19 protein-coding genes are annotated in these 17,304 nt (G+C 70.3%); 16 read left to right on the top strand and 3 right to left on the bottom strand.

Going from position 1 to position 17,304, the window contains the following annotated elements; genetic code table 11:
* Nucleotides 1–32: 32 nt before the first annotated feature.
* Entirely contained in the window at nucleotides 33–1,388 is a 1,356-nt protein-coding gene (locus ACH5A8_RS05300; RefSeq protein WP_398998090.1) for a nitrate/nitrite transporter, read from the top strand.
* A gap of 103 nt (nucleotides 1,389–1,491) precedes the next feature.
* Nucleotides 1,492–2,655 (top strand): uroporphyrinogen-III synthase, encoded by a 1,164-nt coding sequence (locus tag ACH5A8_RS05295; protein WP_398998087.1) that lies wholly within the window; start codon nucleotides 1,492–1,494, stop codon nucleotides 2,653–2,655.
* 5 nt (nucleotides 2,656–2,660) lie between these two features.
* Here ACH5A8_RS05295 and ACH5A8_RS05290 read toward each other — a convergent pair whose 3' ends face one another.
* A complete protein-coding gene (locus ACH5A8_RS05290; RefSeq protein ID WP_398998085.1) occupies nucleotides 2,661–3,113 on the bottom strand; it encodes an ATP-binding protein in 453 nt (150 codons plus the stop codon).
* A gap of 225 nt (nucleotides 3,114–3,338) precedes the next feature.
* On the opposite strand from ACH5A8_RS05290, the gene ACH5A8_RS05285 reads away from it, so the two are divergent.
* From ACH5A8_RS05285 to ACH5A8_RS05250, 8 genes are all read left to right on the top strand, one after another.
* Nucleotides 3,339–4,193 (top strand): helix-turn-helix domain-containing protein, encoded by an 855-nt coding sequence (locus tag ACH5A8_RS05285; RefSeq protein WP_398998083.1) that lies wholly within the window; start codon nucleotides 3,339–3,341, stop codon nucleotides 4,191–4,193.
* A gap of 10 nt (nucleotides 4,194–4,203) precedes the next feature.
* Nucleotides 4,204–4,383 (top strand): DUF397 domain-containing protein, encoded by a 180-nt coding sequence (locus ACH5A8_RS05280; protein WP_398998081.1) that lies wholly within the window; start codon nucleotides 4,204–4,206, stop codon nucleotides 4,381–4,383.
* 310 nt (nucleotides 4,384–4,693) lie between these two features.
* Nucleotides 4,694–5,116 (top strand): WXG100 family type VII secretion target, encoded by a 423-nt coding sequence (locus tag ACH5A8_RS05275; RefSeq protein ID WP_398998079.1) that lies wholly within the window; start codon nucleotides 4,694–4,696, stop codon nucleotides 5,114–5,116.
* 59 nt (nucleotides 5,117–5,175) lie between these two features.
* Nucleotides 5,176–5,487 carry a WXG100 family type VII secretion target gene (locus ACH5A8_RS05270; protein WP_398998077.1) on the top strand — a complete coding sequence of 104 codons (312 nt, stop codon included), beginning with the start codon at nucleotides 5,176–5,178 and terminating at the stop codon, nucleotides 5,485–5,487.
* Nucleotides 5,487–7,181, top strand: a complete 1,695-nt coding sequence (locus ACH5A8_RS05265) for an RNase A-like domain-containing protein (protein WP_398998075.1) — start codon at nucleotides 5,487–5,489, stop codon at nucleotides 7,179–7,181. The genes ACH5A8_RS05270 and ACH5A8_RS05265 overlap by 1 nt, the downstream gene beginning before the upstream one ends.
* A 19-nt stretch (nucleotides 7,182–7,200) precedes the next feature.
* A complete protein-coding gene (locus ACH5A8_RS05260) occupies nucleotides 7,201–7,689 on the top strand; it encodes a hypothetical protein (protein WP_398998073.1) in 489 nt (162 codons plus the stop codon).
* A gap of 52 nt (nucleotides 7,690–7,741) precedes the next feature.
* Complete coding sequence (locus tag ACH5A8_RS05255; RefSeq protein WP_398998071.1) at nucleotides 7,742–8,041, top strand: RNase A-like domain-containing protein; 300 nt, start codon at nucleotides 7,742–7,744, stop codon at nucleotides 8,039–8,041.
* A gap of 22 nt (nucleotides 8,042–8,063) precedes the next feature.
* Nucleotides 8,064–8,732, top strand: a complete 669-nt coding sequence (locus ACH5A8_RS05250) for a contact-dependent growth inhibition system immunity protein (RefSeq protein WP_398998069.1) — start codon at nucleotides 8,064–8,066, stop codon at nucleotides 8,730–8,732.
* A gap of 18 nt (nucleotides 8,733–8,750) precedes the next feature.
* Here ACH5A8_RS05250 and ACH5A8_RS05245 read toward each other — a convergent pair whose 3' ends face one another.
* The gene (locus ACH5A8_RS05245; protein ID WP_398998067.1) at nucleotides 8,751–9,146 is read right to left on the bottom strand and encodes a type II toxin-antitoxin system VapC family toxin; all 396 of its coding nucleotides are present in this window, start codon (nucleotides 9,144–9,146) and stop codon (nucleotides 8,751–8,753) included.
* Nucleotides 9,143–9,382, bottom strand: a complete 240-nt coding sequence (locus tag ACH5A8_RS05240; RefSeq protein WP_398998065.1) for a hypothetical protein — start codon at nucleotides 9,380–9,382, stop codon at nucleotides 9,143–9,145. The genes ACH5A8_RS05245 and ACH5A8_RS05240 overlap by 4 nt, the downstream gene beginning before the upstream one ends.
* 147 nt (nucleotides 9,383–9,529) lie before the next feature.
* Between ACH5A8_RS05240 and ACH5A8_RS05235 the strand changes: the two genes are divergently transcribed.
* From ACH5A8_RS05235 to ACH5A8_RS05210, 6 genes are all read left to right on the top strand, one after another.
* On the top strand, nucleotides 9,530–10,294 hold the full coding sequence (locus tag ACH5A8_RS05235; protein ID WP_398998063.1) for a CGNR zinc finger domain-containing protein: 765 nt from the start codon (nucleotides 9,530–9,532) through the stop codon (nucleotides 10,292–10,294).
* Between the two features lie 262 nt (nucleotides 10,295–10,556).
* A complete protein-coding gene (locus ACH5A8_RS05230) occupies nucleotides 10,557–11,141 on the top strand; it encodes a sigma-70 family RNA polymerase sigma factor (RefSeq protein ID WP_009188888.1) in 585 nt (194 codons plus the stop codon).
* A complete protein-coding gene (locus tag ACH5A8_RS05225; protein ID WP_398998061.1) occupies nucleotides 11,141–11,947 on the top strand; it encodes an anti-sigma factor family protein in 807 nt (268 codons plus the stop codon). The genes ACH5A8_RS05230 and ACH5A8_RS05225 overlap by 1 nt, the downstream gene beginning before the upstream one ends.
* Nucleotides 11,948–12,084: 137 nt before the next feature.
* Nucleotides 12,085–14,544, top strand: coding sequence for a HelD family protein (locus ACH5A8_RS05220; protein WP_398998059.1), 2,460 nt, complete (start codon nucleotides 12,085–12,087; stop codon nucleotides 14,542–14,544).
* Nucleotides 14,545–14,979: 435 nt separating this feature from the next.
* On the top strand, nucleotides 14,980–16,416 hold the full coding sequence (locus tag ACH5A8_RS05215; protein WP_398998057.1) for an NAD-dependent malic enzyme: 1,437 nt from the start codon (nucleotides 14,980–14,982) through the stop codon (nucleotides 16,414–16,416).
* A gap of 388 nt (nucleotides 16,417–16,804) precedes the next feature.
* A complete protein-coding gene (locus ACH5A8_RS05210; protein WP_003990598.1) occupies nucleotides 16,805–17,086 on the top strand; it encodes an HU family DNA-binding protein in 282 nt (93 codons plus the stop codon).
* The last annotated feature ends 218 nt before the right edge of the window (nucleotides 17,087–17,304 follow it).

Raw genomic sequence — 17,304 nt, 5'->3', positions numbered from 1 at the left:
TGTCCGGTCACTTTGCGCACCGTGGAGGCGGCATGGCAGGCAGGCGTTGGATCGAGCACTGGGACCCCGAGGACGAGGCCTTCTGGGCGGCGACGGGGGAGCGGATCGCCCGCCGCAACCTGTTCTTCTCCGTGCTCTCGGAGCACATCGGGTTCTCGGTGTGGACGCTGTGGTCGGTGCTCGTGCTGTTCATGGGCCCCGAGTACGGGCTGAGCCCCGCCGACAAGTTCCTGCTCGCCTCGGTGGTGACGCTGGTGGGGGCCGTCGTGCGGGTGCCGTACACCTTCGCGGTCGCCCTGTTCGGGGGCCGCAACTGGACGGTCGTCTCGGCGAGTCTGCTGCTCGTGCCGACCGTCGCCGCGTTCGTGGTGATGAAGCCGGGGACCTCCTTCGGCACCTTCCTGTGGGTGGGGCTGCTCGCCGGGATCGGCGGCGGCAACTTCGCCTCCTCCATGACCAACATCAACGCCTTCTTCCCGATGCGGAGGAAGGGGTGGGCGCTCGGTCTCAACGCCGGGGGCGGCAACGTCGGCGTGCCCGTCATCCAGCTCGCCGCCCTGGCCGTCATCGCGGCGGGCGGCGGCCCGCGCGTACTGCTCGGGATCTACATCCCGCTGATCGTCGTCGCCGCCGTGCTGGCCGCCCGGTTCATGGACAACCTCGCCGCCGTCAGGAACGACACCGGGGCCGCCGTGGACGCGGCGAAGGACCCGCACACCTGGATCATGGCGTTCCTGTACGTGGGGACCTTCGGGTCGTTCATCGGCTACAGCTTCGCCTTCGGGCAGGTGCTCACCGGTCAGTTCGGCCGGACCCCGCTCCAGGCCGCCTGCCTCACCTTCGTCGGCCCGCTGCTCGGTTCCCTGGTCCGGCCCGTGGGCGGCCGGCTCGCCGACCGGTACGGCGGGGCGCGGATCACCCTGTGGACCTTCGTCGCCATGGCCGCCGCGACCGCCGCCCTCGTAGCCGCCGGGACGAGCGGGTCGCTGCCGGTGTTCGTGGCCGTGTTCGTCGTGCTGTTCGCCCTCAGCGGGCTCGGCAACGGGTCCACCTACAAGATGATCCCGGGCATCTTCCGGGCCAGGGCCCTCGCCCGGGGGCTCACCGGGGAGACGGCGATGGCGCAGGCGCGGCGGCTGTCCGGGGCCGCCATGGGGCTCATCGGCGCGGTGGGCGCGCTCGGCGGCGTGGGGATCAACCTGGCCTTCCGGCAGTCGTTCCTCGCGCACGGCTCCGGGACCGGCGCGTTCGTCGCCTTCCTCGTCTTCTACGCCGCGGCCTTCGCCGTCACCTACGGCGTATACCTCCGCCGCCCGGGCGACCGCCGTACGGCGGCCGGGACGGCCACGGCCGGAGCCGAGCCCCGGCTGAGCCATGCCGAGGTGTGACGTAACACTGGTGACATGCCGGCGAACCGAGCCCGTCACGCGGCGTTGACAGGCTCGGTCGGCGGGACGGAACGTACGACGAGTCGAACGCGGGACGAGAGCCATGGGTGAGGTCGAGGAACAGCAGCGAGCCGAGCACGGGCCCCTGGCCGGGTTCACCGTGGGGGTGACGGCGGCGCGCCGTGCGGACGAGCTGGGCGCGCTGCTGACGCGGCGCGGCGCGTCCGTCGTGCACGCGCCCGCCCTGCGGATCGTGCCGCTCGCCGACGACGGCGAACTCCTCGCCGCCACCAAGGAGATCATCGGGCAGACGCCCGACGTCGTGGTCGCCACGACCGCGATCGGATTCCGGGGCTGGGTGGAGGCGGCGGACGGCTGGGGGCTCGGCGAGGCGCTCCTCGGCCGGCTGCGGGACGCCGAGCTGCTGGCGCGCGGACCCAAGGTGAAGGGCGCGATCCGGGCGGCCGGGCTCACCGAGGAGTGGTCGCCGTCCTCCGAGTCGCTGGCCGAGGTGCTGGACCGGCTGCTGGAGCAGGGCGTCGACGGACGGCGGGTGGCCGTGCAGCTGCACGGGGAGCCGCTGCCGGGGTTCGTGGAGGCGCTGCGGGCCGGGGGAGCGGAGGTCGTGCCGGTGCCGGTGTACCGGTGGCTGCCCCCGGAGGACCCGGGCCCGCTGGACCGGCTGCTGGACGCCGCCGTCTCCCACGGCCTGGACGCGATCACCTTCACCAGCGCCCCGGCCGCCGCGTCCCTGCTGTCGCGGGCGGAGGAACGCGGGCTGCTCGCCGAGTTGCTGGCCGCGCTCGGCTCCTCCGTGCTGCCCGCGTGCGTCGGTCCGGTCACCGCCGTGCCGTTGCAGGCGCACGGGGTGCCCACGGTCCAGCCGGAGCGGTTCCGGCTCGGCCCGCTGGTGCAGCTGCTGTGCCAGGAACTGCCGGCCCGGGCGCGGGCGTTGCCCATCGCGGGTCACCGGGTGGAGATCCGGGGGCACGCGGTCCTCGTGGACGGCGAGCTGCGGCCGGTGCCGCCCGCCGGGATGGCGCTGCTGCGGGCGCTGGCGCGGCGGCCGGGCTGGGTGGTGGCCCGCGCGGAGCTGCTGCGCGCGCTGCCGGGCACGGGCCGCGACGAACACGCGGTGGAGACCGCGATGGCCCGCCTGCGTACGGCGCTCGGCGCGCCGAAGTTGATCCAGACGGTGGTCAAGCGCGGGTACCGCCTGGCCCTGGACCCGGCGACGGACGCCAAGTACGCCGGCGAGGACGGCTGACCGCCTCACGCGTCCCGCCCGCTCACCTCGAACCACAGCAGTTTCCCGGCCCCCCGGTCCAGCGGCCCGTTTCCGAGGGGCAGACCGCCCCAGCAGTCGGCGTGCTCCTGCACGAGGCGCAGCCCGCGTCCCCCTTCGGCGTCCGCCGGGGCGAGCGGGACGCGGTCCCCGGGCGGTTCGCCGAAGGGGGCGGGCACGCGCGGGTGGCTGTCCCACACCCCGACCCGCAGCCGCCCGTCCGCGAGGGCGGTGAGCCGCAGGGAGGCGGGGCCGCCGGTGTGCCGGTAGGCGTTGGTGACCAGCTCGGACGTCAACAGCTCGACGGTGTCGAGCACTTCGTGTCGGCCGTGCCCCTTCAGTACGGCCCGTACGGTCATACGTGCGACGCGTGCCGCGCGCGGATCATGAGGCAGGCGAAGGGCGTACACCCAGGTGTCGGGCAGGGATACGGTGCCCATGGAAACCTCCGACGAGGAAAGGGATGCGGGCTCGCTCAACTCCTTCACCCCGCGGTGGCTCTGCCTGGGGAGGTGCGCTTCCGGCTTGTGGGTGGGGGGAGTTGGACGGTATGGGCACTACCGTAGGGGTCAGTGGGAGATTCATCTTCCAAAACGGGGGAATGAGTCTGCGTTTACCTCGTGTGGGTTACGAGAGCCCCTCATCTCGACCTGGAAGGACGTGTCTTGCCGCCCGTCGACAACCCCACCTTGCGTCAACGGCGTCTTGGTGCCGAGCTGCGCAAACTCCGCGAACGATCCGGCTTCACGGTCACTCAGGCCGCAGCGCATCTGGGCGTCAACCAGGGACGCGTCAGCATGATCGAAACGGGTCGCAGCCCTCTCAGTGCCGACCGGGTCCGGACCTTGGCCTCTGCCTATGACTGCTCGGACGAGGCTCTGGTCGACGCCTTGGCGGCGATGACCGGTCGCCGGACGCGTGGCTGGTGGGAGGAGTACCGCCAACACCTTCCCGCCGCGTTGGTCGACCTGGCCGAGGTCGAGCACCACGCCACCGGGTTCCGGGTCGCTCTCGCGATGCACATTCCGGCTCTGCTGCAAACCACGGATCACGCACGCGCGCTCTTCCGGGCGGTGGTTCCGCCCATGAGGCAGTTCGAGATCGAGCACCGGCTCACGCACCGCATGAAGCGACAGGGTGTCCTGTACCGGGAGGAGCCGCCTCCCTACGCGGCACTCATCCACGAGTCGGCTCTGCGTATGGGTTTCGGCGGCCGTGAGGTGAAGCGCGGCCAGCTCAACCATCTCCTCGACATGAGCGAGTTGCCGCACGTCAGCGTCCGGGTGATCTCTTTCGAGGCGGAGTACTACCCCAGCACGGGCCAGTCCTTCGACTATCTGCAAGGGCCGGTCCCGCAGCTCGACACCGTGCAGTTGGACAGCCACCATGGAGGGTGCGGATTCCTCGACGCGGAGGCACAGTTGAGCAAGTACCGTGCCGTTCTGGATCACATGGAGTCGTGCGCGCTCGGCCAGGCGGAGTCGCGTGACTTCATCCAGAACCTCCTCCGGGACAGCTGAAAGAGCGACTGTGCAGACACTTCATTGGCGGAAGTCCACTTATAGCGGCGACAGTTCCAACTGCATCGAGATAGCCCCCACCCCCACCGCCATCCACATCCGCGACTCGAAAGACGGCGCCGCCCCCCACCTCACCGTGACCCCCTCCGCCTGGGCGGACTTCCTTCGTCTCGCGCGCCGCGCGGCGTAGAAGCCGGGTCCGTCAGCCGACGACCTCGATCTTGCACCGTGCGACGTCGCAGCGGCTGAGCCGGGCGTCGCCCGTGACCAGGGGGCAGGCGAACGCCTCGGCGGCGGCGATGCTCCCACATGCCGGGCAGGAGCCGCTGCGCGTCGATGGTCTCGAGGGAAAGGCGGGCCAGCGCGGACACCGCAGCGTCCGCGCGGTCGTGGGTGAGCCGTGATCGGAGCTTCCCGATCCTCCTGGGAGATCTGAGATTCCCGCCCTCAGGATTATCGCGACAGTAGACGGTGGCGTGGTCGATGCGGGGGCATGTGACATGGCCGCACAGGAGACGGGTTCGAGGCATGGTGCCGCCGACCTGCGGGTGTCGTCCCAGGACCTCACCAAGCTCGCGAACGACCTCGGCGACATGCAGGACCACCTCGACAAGCAGGTCCGGCGCATGGACGAACTCGTCGACCGCATCGAGGCCGGCTGGCGAGGACCGGCGGCGGCGACATACCGGAAGTTCCACCGCGCGGCGGCTGAGGATGCCGTACGCATCAGGGAAGTGATGAAGGGCCTGGAACAGGCGGTGCGGATGAGTCGCGACGGCTTCAGCGCTGACGATCTGCACGTGCTCGAGCTGATACGGCGGATCCGCGTGGACATCGACAGCGAGGTCGACAAGCTCTCCACGCCGAACGCGGCAACCGGCGAGACGCCGGCTCGCCCGCCCAGCAGCCTGGACGCCTTCTGAGGCTCAGCGCGCCAGGTGCGTGTCTCACACACGCGGTTACCGACATCAAGGGGGGAATCATGTCGAAGGGTACCGACGGCGACCACATAACCGTCTCGTTCGCCGCGCTTCACGAACTCGCCATCGAGCTGGAAGACGTACTCAAACAACTCAACGGCAAGCTGGGCGATCTGTACGACCGTGTCGAACCGGTCGTACTGTCCTGGGAGGGCGAGGCCCGCGAGATCTTCGTGGAGAAGCTCGACGAGTGGGACCGCTCCGCGCAGGATCTGCAGGCGACCCAGAAGTGGCTGCACGCCTACGTCACCACCGGCCACGCCAATTACTCAGCAGCTCACAAGGCGGTGCTGCGGGGCTGGGGAGCCGCCTGATGGCCACTCCGGCGGCCACCGGGCACGGGACTGTCGATGTGACGCCATCAGTCCTCTACCAAGTCTCCACCAACGTGGCCGGCCAACAGGATCCTCTTGACCAGGGCATCAGGGCGTTCCTCGACGAGCTGGCGCGGTATCCGGACGGCGGTGGCAAGGGCTCGGCCATGAGCGGGCTCACCAAGGCCTACGTGAAAGTGGCCAATCGGTTCCTCGAGGTGTGGGCCAAGTCCGTGGTGAGCGTCGGTGGTGCCGGCGTCGGGTTCACCACGACGGCCAACAACTACGTCGCGGCCGACCATGCCACGAACCCCTCGTCGACAAGTCATCCGGCACAGCGTCCCGCTCCCCATGTGATCGACACACCTCCCACATACGGCCCGGTCACCGATTTCAAGTGGGGGGACATCGACGCGAGCCAGGACTTCATGCAAGAGGCGTTGGAAGGGCTGGAGGGCGTCGCCCTCACCATCCTGCGCCCTTTGCTGGAACACGAGTGCCGGTGGGGTAAAGCGGCGAAGATCCTCCCACTGCCCAATCACCAGCGTCTGTACTCGGTCTCTCAGGCCTGGAGGATGCCGCAGACCACACTCACCCTGGTGGACGGGACGCTGACCGGCCTCATCGGCGGCATCACCGACCAGGCCGACCAGGAGTGGTACAACGCGATGCGGCAGTTCTGCAGCACGCTGTGGGGAACATCGGCTTGGGGCCAGACGCGACACGGCTACGACTGGGCGAACGACGACGCACGCAAGAAGGGAACCAGCCACCCTGTCTTCGCGGTGCTGTTCGACACCTGCGACGCCATGGTCGATGCGGTGTACAACGTGGCTCAGGCAGCGGAAGACGTGCGCGGCGACCTGCACCGGATCTACCGGAATGCCGTAGAGGAGAGCATCAAGCAGCTCGATCCGCGAGAACTGGATGTGACAGACGCCAAGAGCCTGGTCAAGGGCCTGTGGAACGCGGGCAAGGGCCTGGTCGAGGATGTGTCGGTCGGTGTCGTCCTGAACATCGACGAAGGCGCCATGAACGACGCCGTCGACACGTACAACAACCGGGTTCACCGTCAGCGGCGCCGTATACGGGACCTGATGTCGGCGCTGGACGAGGCTTATACGAGTGCTCCGTCATTCATCGCCGAGACAGCCAGGGCGGAATCTTTCGGGGCACGCTCCCTGACCGATTTCAAAGGGAATCCGCTGTACACGGTTCCTGGGGACAGTGAGGCCAACCATGCGTATCCGATCGACCTGGCGAATCAGGAGGGAGTCCACCAGAGTCACATCATCGATAAACATGTGGGCAAGACCGATGAGCAGCTCGCGCAGCGACTGAGGGATCAGCCGACCATTCCCGCTGCTTCCAGCTTCACCGATCTGACATCCGCCCAAAAATACACACAAGACGCGCTGGAATATGTGGGGCCGCCCGCTAATTCAGGCCAAAGGAACGAGGGTGTCGATAATCAGGCACTGATCAGAAAATGGCTTTCGAAGCCACGTCGCGACAGTTCAATTCTTACTCTGGATCCGGTGGAGTTTAATTCTGTGACAGGGAGTACCATCGAAGCGAGCGACCCGCGGGCGAACGCGGCACAGGACGCGCACTCGGTAGCGGTCGTACTCAAGTACAAAAATGGCCTGCACCCGCCCTATATCGTCTACACGTCCATGCCCACGTTGCCATGACTACACCCTGGGAGAACCCGTGACGGGAAGAAGGACATGTCTCCCCGCCTGCGCGCAGGGGCGTTTCAATGAACTGCAGTGCTTTGCCGCGCTCGTGATCCGTAGGCACGCAGACTGGCTCGACACAGTGATGGAAGCGATCCAAGGACATGCCGTGCTGCAGCATGTCGACCGGGGGGAGTTGCGAGAGAGCGTCCTGCAGGTCTCACCCAGCCAGGCTCTGGATCTGGCTAAGCTAATCTCGGCTGGCTCTCTGCTGTTCGGCCGTAACGAGTCCCTTCGCGCGCCGGACGCGGAACGGGACGACTGTCTGCGGGAGGTCTTGAGGGCAGTGGGGAATGGTGCGCAATTCTTCACCAACCACGGGCACGCAGAAGACGGTGAAGACGGCGACTTCCTGACCTCGTCATTTCACGCCGATGTCCTCGCAGGCACCACCATCGACATCTGCCTCATCGGCGTCTCGGACATGCATGTACTGGTGCTCTGGCGTTTTGAGGACGACTAGCCGTTCGCAACTGCCCAACCGCCGCCCCACAGCAATCAGGAGAGGACCGAAGGTGCTCACTCGCACCGCCACCTACCCCGACCGTGAAACGGCTCAATGGGCCACTCAACACGTCGTCACCGCCAACGAGCAGGTCATCCACCGGTGGCTCGCCCAGTCCACGCGTCCTCGCCTGAGCATCGAGGCGTCCTGGCCCTCTCGGTCCGAGCCGGTCGGGCGGGTTCTGTTGCAGGCGATGATGCTGGCGGGCCGGGAGCCGATCGACGTACGCGCGGCCAGGGTGGTCCTCAAACGGGACGCCTCCCGCCCGCACGGCTTCGCCGTCCACGCCACCTTCCCCATCTACCTGTAAGAGTTCGTGGAGGCTGACCACCGTGCCTTTGAGTCCCCTTGAACACGACCGCCGCTACAGCGAACTCGACCAGGTGATGCGTGCCTACCTCGGGCAGTCGGCCGACGACAACCCCGAGAGGCCGAGTCAGGCCCTGACCGCCTACCTTCGCCACACCTGGCACTTCCGCCCCTGGGCCCTGGCCACCGCGGAGCGACAGTTGCGGGACTATGCCGACAACCCGCCCGGACGGCTAAGGCTCCGCCTCGGTGAGTTCTACGACATCCCCGATGTAGGCCTCCCCGAGGGCGAGGTCCGGCAATGGCTGCACTGCCTCGCGGACCACATCAGGCACAGCATCGAGACCGGGGAGGTGCCGCCGTCGTCCGCCCCCGTCACCCATTGGGAGTGGCACGCTCGTTTCCCCGAACTCGGCCAGTTCCTCGGCGGATGGTTCTCGCAGGACATGCCGGACGAGTTCGACGACCACGACACCGCCGTCGACGACTATCGACGTTCCACCGACTCCCAGCTCGTGGGCCGACTGGTCGGCGAGCTCCATGAGTTGCTGGCTCTGGACCTGGACGAGAGTGACTACGCCCTCGCCGTCGCCGAACTGGGCATGGAAGTCGACGCGGCACCGTACTCCCCGAGCGGCTGGCTGGCTCGGGTCGCCCAGCAGCTTGCCGCGCCACCGACCGTCGCCAGATGAGATGCCACCGGCGGTCCGTCAGCCGATGACCTCGATCTCGCACCGTGCGACCTCGCAGCGGCTGAGTCGGGCGTCGCCCGTGGCCAGGGGGCAGCCGAACGCCTCGGCGGCGGCGATGTACGCGGCGTCGTAGCCGGAGACGTTCTGTCGCAGCTCCCACATGCGGGGCAGGAGCCGCTGCGCGTCGATGGTCTCCAGGGAGAGGGAAGCCAGCGCGGACACCGCGGCGTGCGCGCGGTCCTGGGAGATCTTCGAGCCCAGCCGGCGTTCCCGGATCGCGTGGAACGTCTCCACGACGAGATGTTCCGGCGCCGCCCAGTGGTTGTCCCGCATGAGGCGCGCGCGGGCGGCCTTGCCCGCCGTACCGTCACCGGTCAGCGCCTCGGTGAGGACGGATGCGTCGACGACGATCACCGCAGGCGCTCCGTACGGGCCGTTCCGATCTCGGCCACGGTCTCGGCCATGGTGCTGTCGGCGCCGTCGGTACGGTCCTCGAAGGACTTCAGGAGGGAGAGGTTGCTCGTCCGCTCCGCCTCGGTCGTCACAAGCGCGAGGAGATACGCCTGGAGTGACTGACCCAGCTGCTGGGCTCGGTCGGCCAGTATGTCGCGGACTTCACTCGGTACGTCACGGATCTGCAGAGCCACCATGCATGCATTGTGCATGCGCGGCTGAAGGTGCGCAATCGGACATAGCGCTGACGCCCGGGGGGTTCCGGCCGCGCGGGGCGGCGGGCACTGTGGAGGGGGGCGCTCCCGTGGTCCCCCCGAGGTTCCTGCCTAGGCGGTGACAGGTACATGGCGCTGGGAACGGTCGCGGTCCCCTACGAGCCGCGCTTCGACACCGGGCGGATCTGCCTGGACCTCCTCTCCACCAGTCATCCCGCGGAACGGCTGGACTCCCCGGAGGCGCTGCGCGCCTGGATCGCGGGGTCGGGGCTGGTGCCGTCGGGCACCCCGCTGGCGCACGTCGACGCCTCCTGGCCCGCCGCCTTCCGCGAACTGCGGGAGCACGTGGGGTGGTTGGTGCGCGGCCATCTCGCGGCGGCGGGCGCGGGGGCGTGCGCATCGGCCGACGACCCTCGGACCTGCGCGCCGTCCGGCGGCCCTCGGACGTACGCGCCGTCCGGTGCCCCCCGGACGTACGCGCCGTCCGGTGCCCCCCGGACGTACGCGCCGTCCGGCGACCCCCGGACGTACGCACCACCCGGCGACCCCCGGACGTACGAGTTCGCGCTCGCCCGGGTCAACGGTGTCGCCCGTGTCGCCCCGCCCGCCCCACGCGCCGTACCCGGGAAGGACGGCGTCCTCGTGAGGGAGTTGGCCGGGCCGCCCGAGTGCGCCGCGCTGCTCGCGGCCGTCGCCCGCGACGCCGTGGAACTGCTCACCGACCCGGCCGCGCGCGGCGCCCTGCGGCAGTGCGCGGGCGACGACTGTCCGATCGTGTACCTGGACACCTCCCGCGGGCGCAGACGCCGTTGGTGCTCCAGCGAGGTCTGCGGCAACCGCGAGCGGGTGGCGCGCCACCGCCGTCGTACCGCCGCCCTCACCCGCCCGGCCTGACCGCCGCGCCCGCGGCGCCGGGCCGGCCCGGTTGTCGGGTGTGATGTGTGCCACCTGGTGTTTCGGCCGTGGGCCGAACGGGCAGCGCCGTCTGCCCTGCCGGTGTGGCGGAAACGTGAACGGAGGACGGGGGGAATGTGCCCTCATGTCCTCCCTCGTCACCCGGCCCCGCAGAAAACCGTCGTCCCGCTTTGAACACCGCGCCCCTCGCGTCCGTACCCGACGACGAGCGACCGACTGGGGGAACCCCCGGACACCGGAGGTGGGCGTGCGCAAGGATGCGGCCGTGGCCAATGAACGTGGAGCGAGGGCCCGACATCGCATGTCCTCACAGCCCTCGGAACCTGACGAGGAGCTGATGCGCGCGCTGTACCGCGAGCACGCCGGACCCTTGCTCGCGTACGTCCTCAGGCTGGTCGCCGGAGACCGGCAGCGCGCCGAGGACGTGGTCCAGGAGACGCTCATCCGTGCCTGGAAGAACGCCGGCCAGCTCAATCGAGCGACCGGTTCGGTACGCCCCTGGCTGGTGACGGTCGCCCGGCGCATCGTCATCGACGGCCATCGCAGCCGGCAGGCCCGGCCGCAGGAGGTCGATCCGTCGCCGCTGGAGGTCATCCCCGCGGAGGACGAGATCGACAAAGCGCTGTGGCTGATGACGCTGTCGGACGCGCTCGACGACCTGACCCCGGCCCACCGGGAGGTCCTCGTCGAGACGTACTTCAAAGGGCGTACGGTCAATGAGGCGGCCGAGACGCTGGGCATACCCAGCGGCACCGTCCGCTCCCGGGTGTTCTACGCCCTGCGTTCGATGAAGCTGGCTCTGGAGGAGCGGGGGGTGACGGCGTGATGAGCGGGTACGGGGGGTTCGGAACGGGTGGTTCGGGTATGTCTGGCCCCATGCAGGGAACACCGGCCCCGAACGAGCACGAGACCGTCGGCGCCTACGCCCTGGGAATCCTCGACGACGCGGAGGCCACCGAGTTCGAGGCCCACCTCGCGGGCTGCGAGTGGTGCGCCCAGCAGCTCGACGAACTGGCCGGGATGGAACCGATGCTGGCCGCGCTCGCGGACCTGCCCGGCTCCGGCACCCCGGCGATCGGCGAGTCCCTGTCCGCCAGGCCCAGCCCGCGGCTGGTGGAGAACCTCGTCGACGAGGTCTCCGAGCGGCGGGCGCGCAAACGGCGCAAGACCTTCTACCTGGTCGCGGCGGCCGCCGCGCTGATCGTCGGCGGTCCGCTGACGGTGTACGCGACGAGCGGTTCGGACGGCGGCGCCGCCAGTGTGGCGGCGGGACCCGCCAAGACCGCGTTCCAGTCGATGGCGGACAAGGTGACGGCGACCGACCCGGTCACCCACGCCACCGCCACCGTCGCCCTGGAGAAGAAGGACTGGGGCACCAACGCGGTGCTGGAGCTGAAGAACGTGACCGGCCCCGAGCGCTGCTCGCTCATCGCCGTCGGCAAGAACGGCGAACGCGAGACGATCACCTCCTGGTCCGTCCCGAACTGGGGCTACGGCCTGCCGGACGCCAAGACGGAGGAGGCCAAGAGCCCCCTGTACGTGCGCGGCGGCGCGGCCTTCGAGCCGAACCAGATCGACCACTTCGAGGTGATGACCTTCGACGGCCAGAAGGTCGTCCAGGTCAAGGCGTAGGGCCGCCGGACGGGTCCCGGGGGGCCGGTGCGGCGCATTCCGCCGCGCCGGCCTCGCCGCAGGCCGGGTCCGGCTTCCGCCGGTGGGTCCCCTTCGCGTACGGTTGACGGCTGCCCAGCACGTCAGAAGGGGGCCCGGTGGCCGCTCAGGCTCAACAGGATTCCGCGGTCGAATCGGTTCACGACGCAGCGCCCGGCACGGTGCGCGACGCAGCGGCCGACTCCGTGCGCGACCGAGAGATCAGCGGGGAACAGGAACACCTGGACCGGGTGTACCGGCGGCTCGAGGAGAAGATCCACGAGGCCGAGTTCCTCATGCACGACGCGGCCCAGCGCGGCCAGGTCGGCACGCCCGGCGCGCTCGCCGAGCGGGACGCGCAGGTCTTCCGCGCGGGCGTCCACCTCAACCGGCTGAACAACGAGTTCGAGGACTTCCTCTTCGGCCGGATCGACCTGCTGCTCGGCAAGGACGGCAAGAAGGGCCCCGACGGCGCGTACACCGCGGTAGAGCCCGCCGAGGGCGCGGTACGGCCCGACCGCACCGCCGACATCGCCGAGACCCTGCACATCGGCCGCATCGGCGTCCTCGACGCGGAGTACGCCCCGCTGGTCATCGACTGGCGCGCGCCGGCCGCCGCCCCGTTCTACCGCTCCACCCCGGTCGACCCCGGCCGGGTCGTGCGCCGCCGGGTGATCCGCTCCAAGGGACGGCGCGTCCTCAGCGTCGAGGACGACCTGATGCGCCCCGAGCTGACCGCCTCCCTGGACGGGCGGGAGCTGGCCGTCGTCGGCGACGGCGCGCTGATGGCCGCCCTCGGGCAGGCCCGCAGCCACACCATGCGCGACATCGTCGCCTCCATCCAGGCCGAGCAGGACCTCGTCATCCGCGCCCCCGCGTCCTCGGTGACGTACGTCGAGGGCGGCCCGGGCACCGGCAAGACGGCGGTCGCGCTGCACCGCGCCGCCTACCTGCTCTACCAGGACCGCCGCCGGTACGCGGGCGGCATCCTGATCGTCTCGCCGACCCCGCTGCTGGTGTCGTACACCGAGGGCGTGCTGCCCTCCCTCGGCGAGGAGGGCCAGGTCGCCATCCGGGCGATCGGCTCGCTGGTCGACGGCGCCGAGGCCACCCTGTACGACACTCCGGCCGTGGCGCGCGCCAAGGGGTCCTCGCGGATGCTGAAGGTGCTGCGCAAGGCGGCGCGCGGCGCGCTGGAGTCGGGCGCGACCGCCACCGCCTCCACCGCCACCGGGCAGCTCGCCCTCGGCGACGACGCCGCCGACGAGGTACCGTCGCGCGCCCCGGCCGGTCCGCCGAACCGGCTGCGGGTCGTCGCCTTCGGGCGCCGGCTGGAGCTGGAGGGCCCGGAACTGGACCACGTCCGGCGCACCGCCCTCGGCGGCACCGCGCCGGTCAACCTGCTGCGCCCCCGTGCCCGCAAGCTGCTGCTGGACGCCCTGTGGGAGAAGTCCGGCGCGTCGGGCCGGCACAGCGACCCGGAGCTGGCCGCCGAGCTGCGCTCCTCCTTCGACGAGGACGTGACGGGCGAGGACTCCTTCATCGCCTTCCTCGACGCCTGGTGGCCCGAGCTGACCCCGCGGGGCGTGCTGGAGGCCATGGCGGACGAACGCCGGCTGGGCCGCTGGGCACGCCGGGTCCTCAACCCCGGCGAGGTGCGCAAGGTCGCCCGCTCGCTGCGGCGGGACGGCTACTCGGTGCACGACATCGCGATCCTGGACGAGCTCCAGGCGATCCTGGGCGCCCCGGCCCGGCCGCGCAGGAAGCGCGAACTGGATCCGCTGGACCAGCTCACCGGTCTGGAGGAGCTGATGCCGGTGCGTGAGGAGTCGCAGCGCGAGCGGGCCGAGCGGCTGGCCCAGGAGCGCGTCGAGTACGCGCACGTCATCGTGGACGAGGCGCAGGACCTCACGCCGCTGCAGTGGCGGATGGTCGGCCGCCGCGGCCGGCACGCCACGTGGACGGTGGTGGGCGACCCGGCGCAGTCCTCCTGGTCCGACCCGGACGAGGCCGCCGAGGCCCGTGACGAGGCGCTGGGCACCCGGCTGCCCGGCTCCCCGCACGCGGGCGCCGCGAGCCGTTCCTCCCGCGCCCGCCGCTTCGAGCTGACCGTGAACTACCGCAACCCGGCCGAGATCGCCGACCTGGCCGCCAGGGTGCTCGCCCTGGCCATGCCGGGCGCGAAGGCGCCGGCGGCGGTGCGTTCCACGGGGCTGAAGCCGCGGTTCGCCGTGGTGTCGGGCTCCCTGGGCGCCACCGTGCGCGCGGAGGCCGAAGCGCTGCTGGAGCGGGTGGAGGGCACGGTCGGCGTGGTCGTCGCCATGAACCGGCGCGAGGAGGCGCGGCGCTGGCTGGCCGGGCTCGGCGACCGGGTGGTCGCGCTGGGCAGCCTGGAGGCCAAGGGCCTGGAGTACGACGCGACGCTCGTCGTCTCGCCCGCGGAGATCGCCGACGAGTCGCCGGCCGGCCTGCGCGTCCTCTACGTCGCCCTGACCCGCGCCACGCAGCAGCTCACGGTGGTCGCGGGCGACCGCGACGAGCCGGACGCGAACGGGGTCCCGGACCTGCTGCGGGACTGAGCGCGGGGGCGCCGGACCGCCCTCCGGAGGGCTCTTCGGGGGGCTTCCGCACAGCGGAATCCTGTGAACCTCGCCGCGGGGAATGGTCTTCCCCGATCCGTTTGTTAGCCTGGACGTGACACCGGCTCGATCCAAGCCCCCGGGCCCAACCTTCGTCGCTACGAGCGACCACTTGCCGCGAGGCGAGCATGGCGGGTCGGTGTCACAAGCCTCGAAGAGGCCCACGTCACACTCGATGTGACGTGGGCCTCTTTTGTTGCTCCAGGACCTTCCATGGTCCGGTCAACTCTCGTATGGTGGAAACAACTTTCCGAAAACAGCACCCCTCGGTGAACACAAAGTCCGCAACCCAGGGCGACTACCACGTACTCAGGGGTAGGTGCGACGATCGGACGGCACAACTTCGCGTCACGGTGAAAGCAGAGGAAGTCGGCCATGGCAACGGCGCCCAGCGTCTCCTACTCGATGACCATCCGGCTGGAGGTGCCCGCGAGCGGAACCGCCGTCTCGCAGCTCACCACCGCCGTGGAGTCCTCCGGAGGCTCGGTGACCGGCCTCGACGTCACCGCGTCCGGCCACGAGAAGCTCCGTATCGACGTCACCATCGCGGCGAGCTCCACCGCGCACGCCGACGAGATCGTCGAGCAGCTGCGCGGCATCGAGGGCGTCACGCTCGGCAAGGTCTCCGACCGTACGTTCCTGATGCACCTCGGCGGCAAGATCGAGATGGCGTCCAAGCACCCCATCCGCAACCGTGACGACCTCTCCATGGTCTACACGCCCGGTGTGGCCCGCGTCTGCATGGCGATCGCAGAGAACCCCGAGGACGCCCGCCGCCTCACCATCAAGCGCAACTCCGTTGCGGTCGTGACGGACGGCTCCGCGGTGCTCGGCCTCGGCAACATCGGCCCGAAGGCCGCGCTGCCCGTCATGGAGGGCAAGGCGGCCCTCTTCAAGCGCTTCGCCGGCATCGACGCCTGGCCGATCTGCCTGGACACCCAGGACAGCGACGCCATCGTCGAGATCGTCAAGGCGATCGCCCCCGGCTTCGCCGGCATCAACCTGGAGGACATCTCCGCGCCGCGCTGCTTCGAGATCGAGGCCCGGCTGCGCGAGGCCCTGGACATCCCCGTCTTCCACGACGACCAGCACGGCACCGCCATCGTCGTCCTGGCCTCCCTCACCAACGCCCTGCGCGTGGTGGGCAAGCCGATCGAGAACGTGCGGGTCGTGATGTCCGGCGCCGGCGCCGCCGGCACCGCCATCCTCAAGCTGCTCATCGCCGCGGGCGTGAAGAACGCCGTCGTCGCCGACATCCACGGCGTGGTGCACTCCGGCCGCGAGGACCTCGTCGACGCCGCCCCCGGCTCGGCGCTGCGCTGGATCGCCGACAACACCAACCCCGAGAACCTCACCGGCACGCTGAAGGAGGCCGTGCGCGACGCGGACGTCTTCATCGGCGTCTCCGCCCCGAACGTGCTCGACGGCGACGACGTGGCGGCCATGGCCGACGGCGCGATCGTGTTCGCGCTCGCGAACCCCGACCCCGAGGTCGACCCGGCAATCGCCCGGCAGACGGCCGCAGTTGTCGCCACCGGCCGCTCCGACTTCCCCAACCAGATCAACAACGTGCTGGTCTTCCCGGGCGTCTTCCGCGGCCTGCTGGACGCCCAGTCCCGCACGGTCAACACCGAGATGATGCTCGCCGCTGCGCAGGCCCTGGCCGACGTCGTGACCGAGGACGAGCTGAACCCGAACTACATCATCCCGAGCGTCTTCAACGACAAGGTCGCCGGGGCCGTCGCCGGAGCGGTGCGGGACGCCGCCAAGGCGGCCGGCGCGACGGCGGGCGGCAGCACCACCGGCGTCTGAGGGCCGGCCAGAACGGCGGCGGACGCTCACGCCGGGGCGCGGGCCCCGGCGTGTCCGGCGCCCGCCGGGCGTGACGATCGCCACGGTGCGCCCGGATCCGGCGCGTCGCGGACGGCGGTGTCAGTGGCGCGCCCTATCGTGATCGGCCAGGCCCTGTCGCAGGCCCCTTTTCGTGTGACTCCCAAGGGTGTTCTCACGACGACTGGGGGTGCCGGATTGGCTTTCCCGCCGCAGGTGGGGGCAGGATGCCTCCCTGGGCGCGAGGGTCTGACCAGGGACCCCGGGTCCGGGGACCCTCCAGGACCCTGGCAGCATCGGCTTGGCTGGCCAACACGCGGCTCCGCCGCGTGGCACGCCTCAATGGCAAGAAGAACACGGGAGTAAGAACATGAACCGCAGTGAGCTGGTGGCCGCGCTGGCCGACCGCGCCGAGGTGACCCGCAAGGACGCCGACGCCGTGCTGGCCGCGTTCGCCGACGTCGTCGGCGACATCGTCTCCAAGGGGGACGAGAAGGTCACCATCCCTGGCTTCCTGACCTTCGAGCGCACCCACCGTGCCGCTCGCACCGCCCGCAACCCGCAGACCGGCGAGCCGATCCAGATCCCGGCCGGCTACAGCGTGAAGGTCTCCGCGGGCAGCAAGCTCAAGGAAGCCGCCAAGGGCAAGTGACCTTGCCGTCCGTACGCCACGCGACGGTGTACGGGGCCCGCTAGGGCCGACCACGACGTCGATGGGGCGGCCCCCTTCCCAGGGGGCCGCCCCATCGACGTACGCGCGGCTGCGGGCCTCACCGGCGGCTGCGGGCCTCACGGCGGCCATGGGCCGCGCCCGCCGTCACGGACGCCGCCCACCGCCGCAGGAGGCCTGGCCGAGCGCCTGGCCCGGCA

Source organism: Streptomyces sp. NPDC018610, from assembly GCF_044391765.1.
Lineage (GTDB): Bacteria > Actinomycetota > Actinomycetes > Streptomycetales > Streptomycetaceae > Streptomyces.
This window is presented reverse-complemented; position numbering and strand designations above follow the sequence as displayed.

Bases quoted from the DNA above. Each gene is read 5' to 3' on its own strand.
- ACH5A8_RS05240 (WP_398998065.1), bottom strand. From the start codon at position 9,382: ATGGTGGCTCTGCAGATCCGTGACGTACCGAGTGAAGTCCGCGACATA.
- ACH5A8_RS05210 (WP_003990598.1), top strand. From the start codon at position 16,805: ATGAACCGCAGTGAGCTGGTGGCCGCGCTGGCCGACCGCGCCGAGGTG.
- ACH5A8_RS05300 (WP_398998090.1), top strand. From the start codon at position 33: ATGGCAGGCAGGCGTTGGATCGAGCACTGGGACCCCGAGGACGAGGCC.
- ACH5A8_RS05225 (WP_398998061.1), top strand. From the start codon at position 11,141: ATGAGCGGGTACGGGGGGTTCGGAACGGGTGGTTCGGGTATGTCTGGC.
- ACH5A8_RS05215 (WP_398998057.1), top strand. From the start codon at position 14,980: ATGGCAACGGCGCCCAGCGTCTCCTACTCGATGACCATCCGGCTGGAG.
- ACH5A8_RS05275 (WP_398998079.1), top strand. From the start codon at position 4,694: ATGGCCGCACAGGAGACGGGTTCGAGGCATGGTGCCGCCGACCTGCGG.
- ACH5A8_RS05265 (WP_398998075.1), top strand. From the start codon at position 5,487: ATGGCCACTCCGGCGGCCACCGGGCACGGGACTGTCGATGTGACGCCA.
- ACH5A8_RS05290 (WP_398998085.1), bottom strand. From the start codon at position 3,113: ATGGGCACCGTATCCCTGCCCGACACCTGGGTGTACGCCCTTCGCCTG.
- ACH5A8_RS05295 (WP_398998087.1), top strand. From the start codon at position 1,492: ATGGGTGAGGTCGAGGAACAGCAGCGAGCCGAGCACGGGCCCCTGGCC.
- ACH5A8_RS05235 (WP_398998063.1), top strand. From the start codon at position 9,530: ATGGCGCTGGGAACGGTCGCGGTCCCCTACGAGCCGCGCTTCGACACC.
- ACH5A8_RS05270 (WP_398998077.1), top strand. From the start codon at position 5,176: ATGTCGAAGGGTACCGACGGCGACCACATAACCGTCTCGTTCGCCGCG.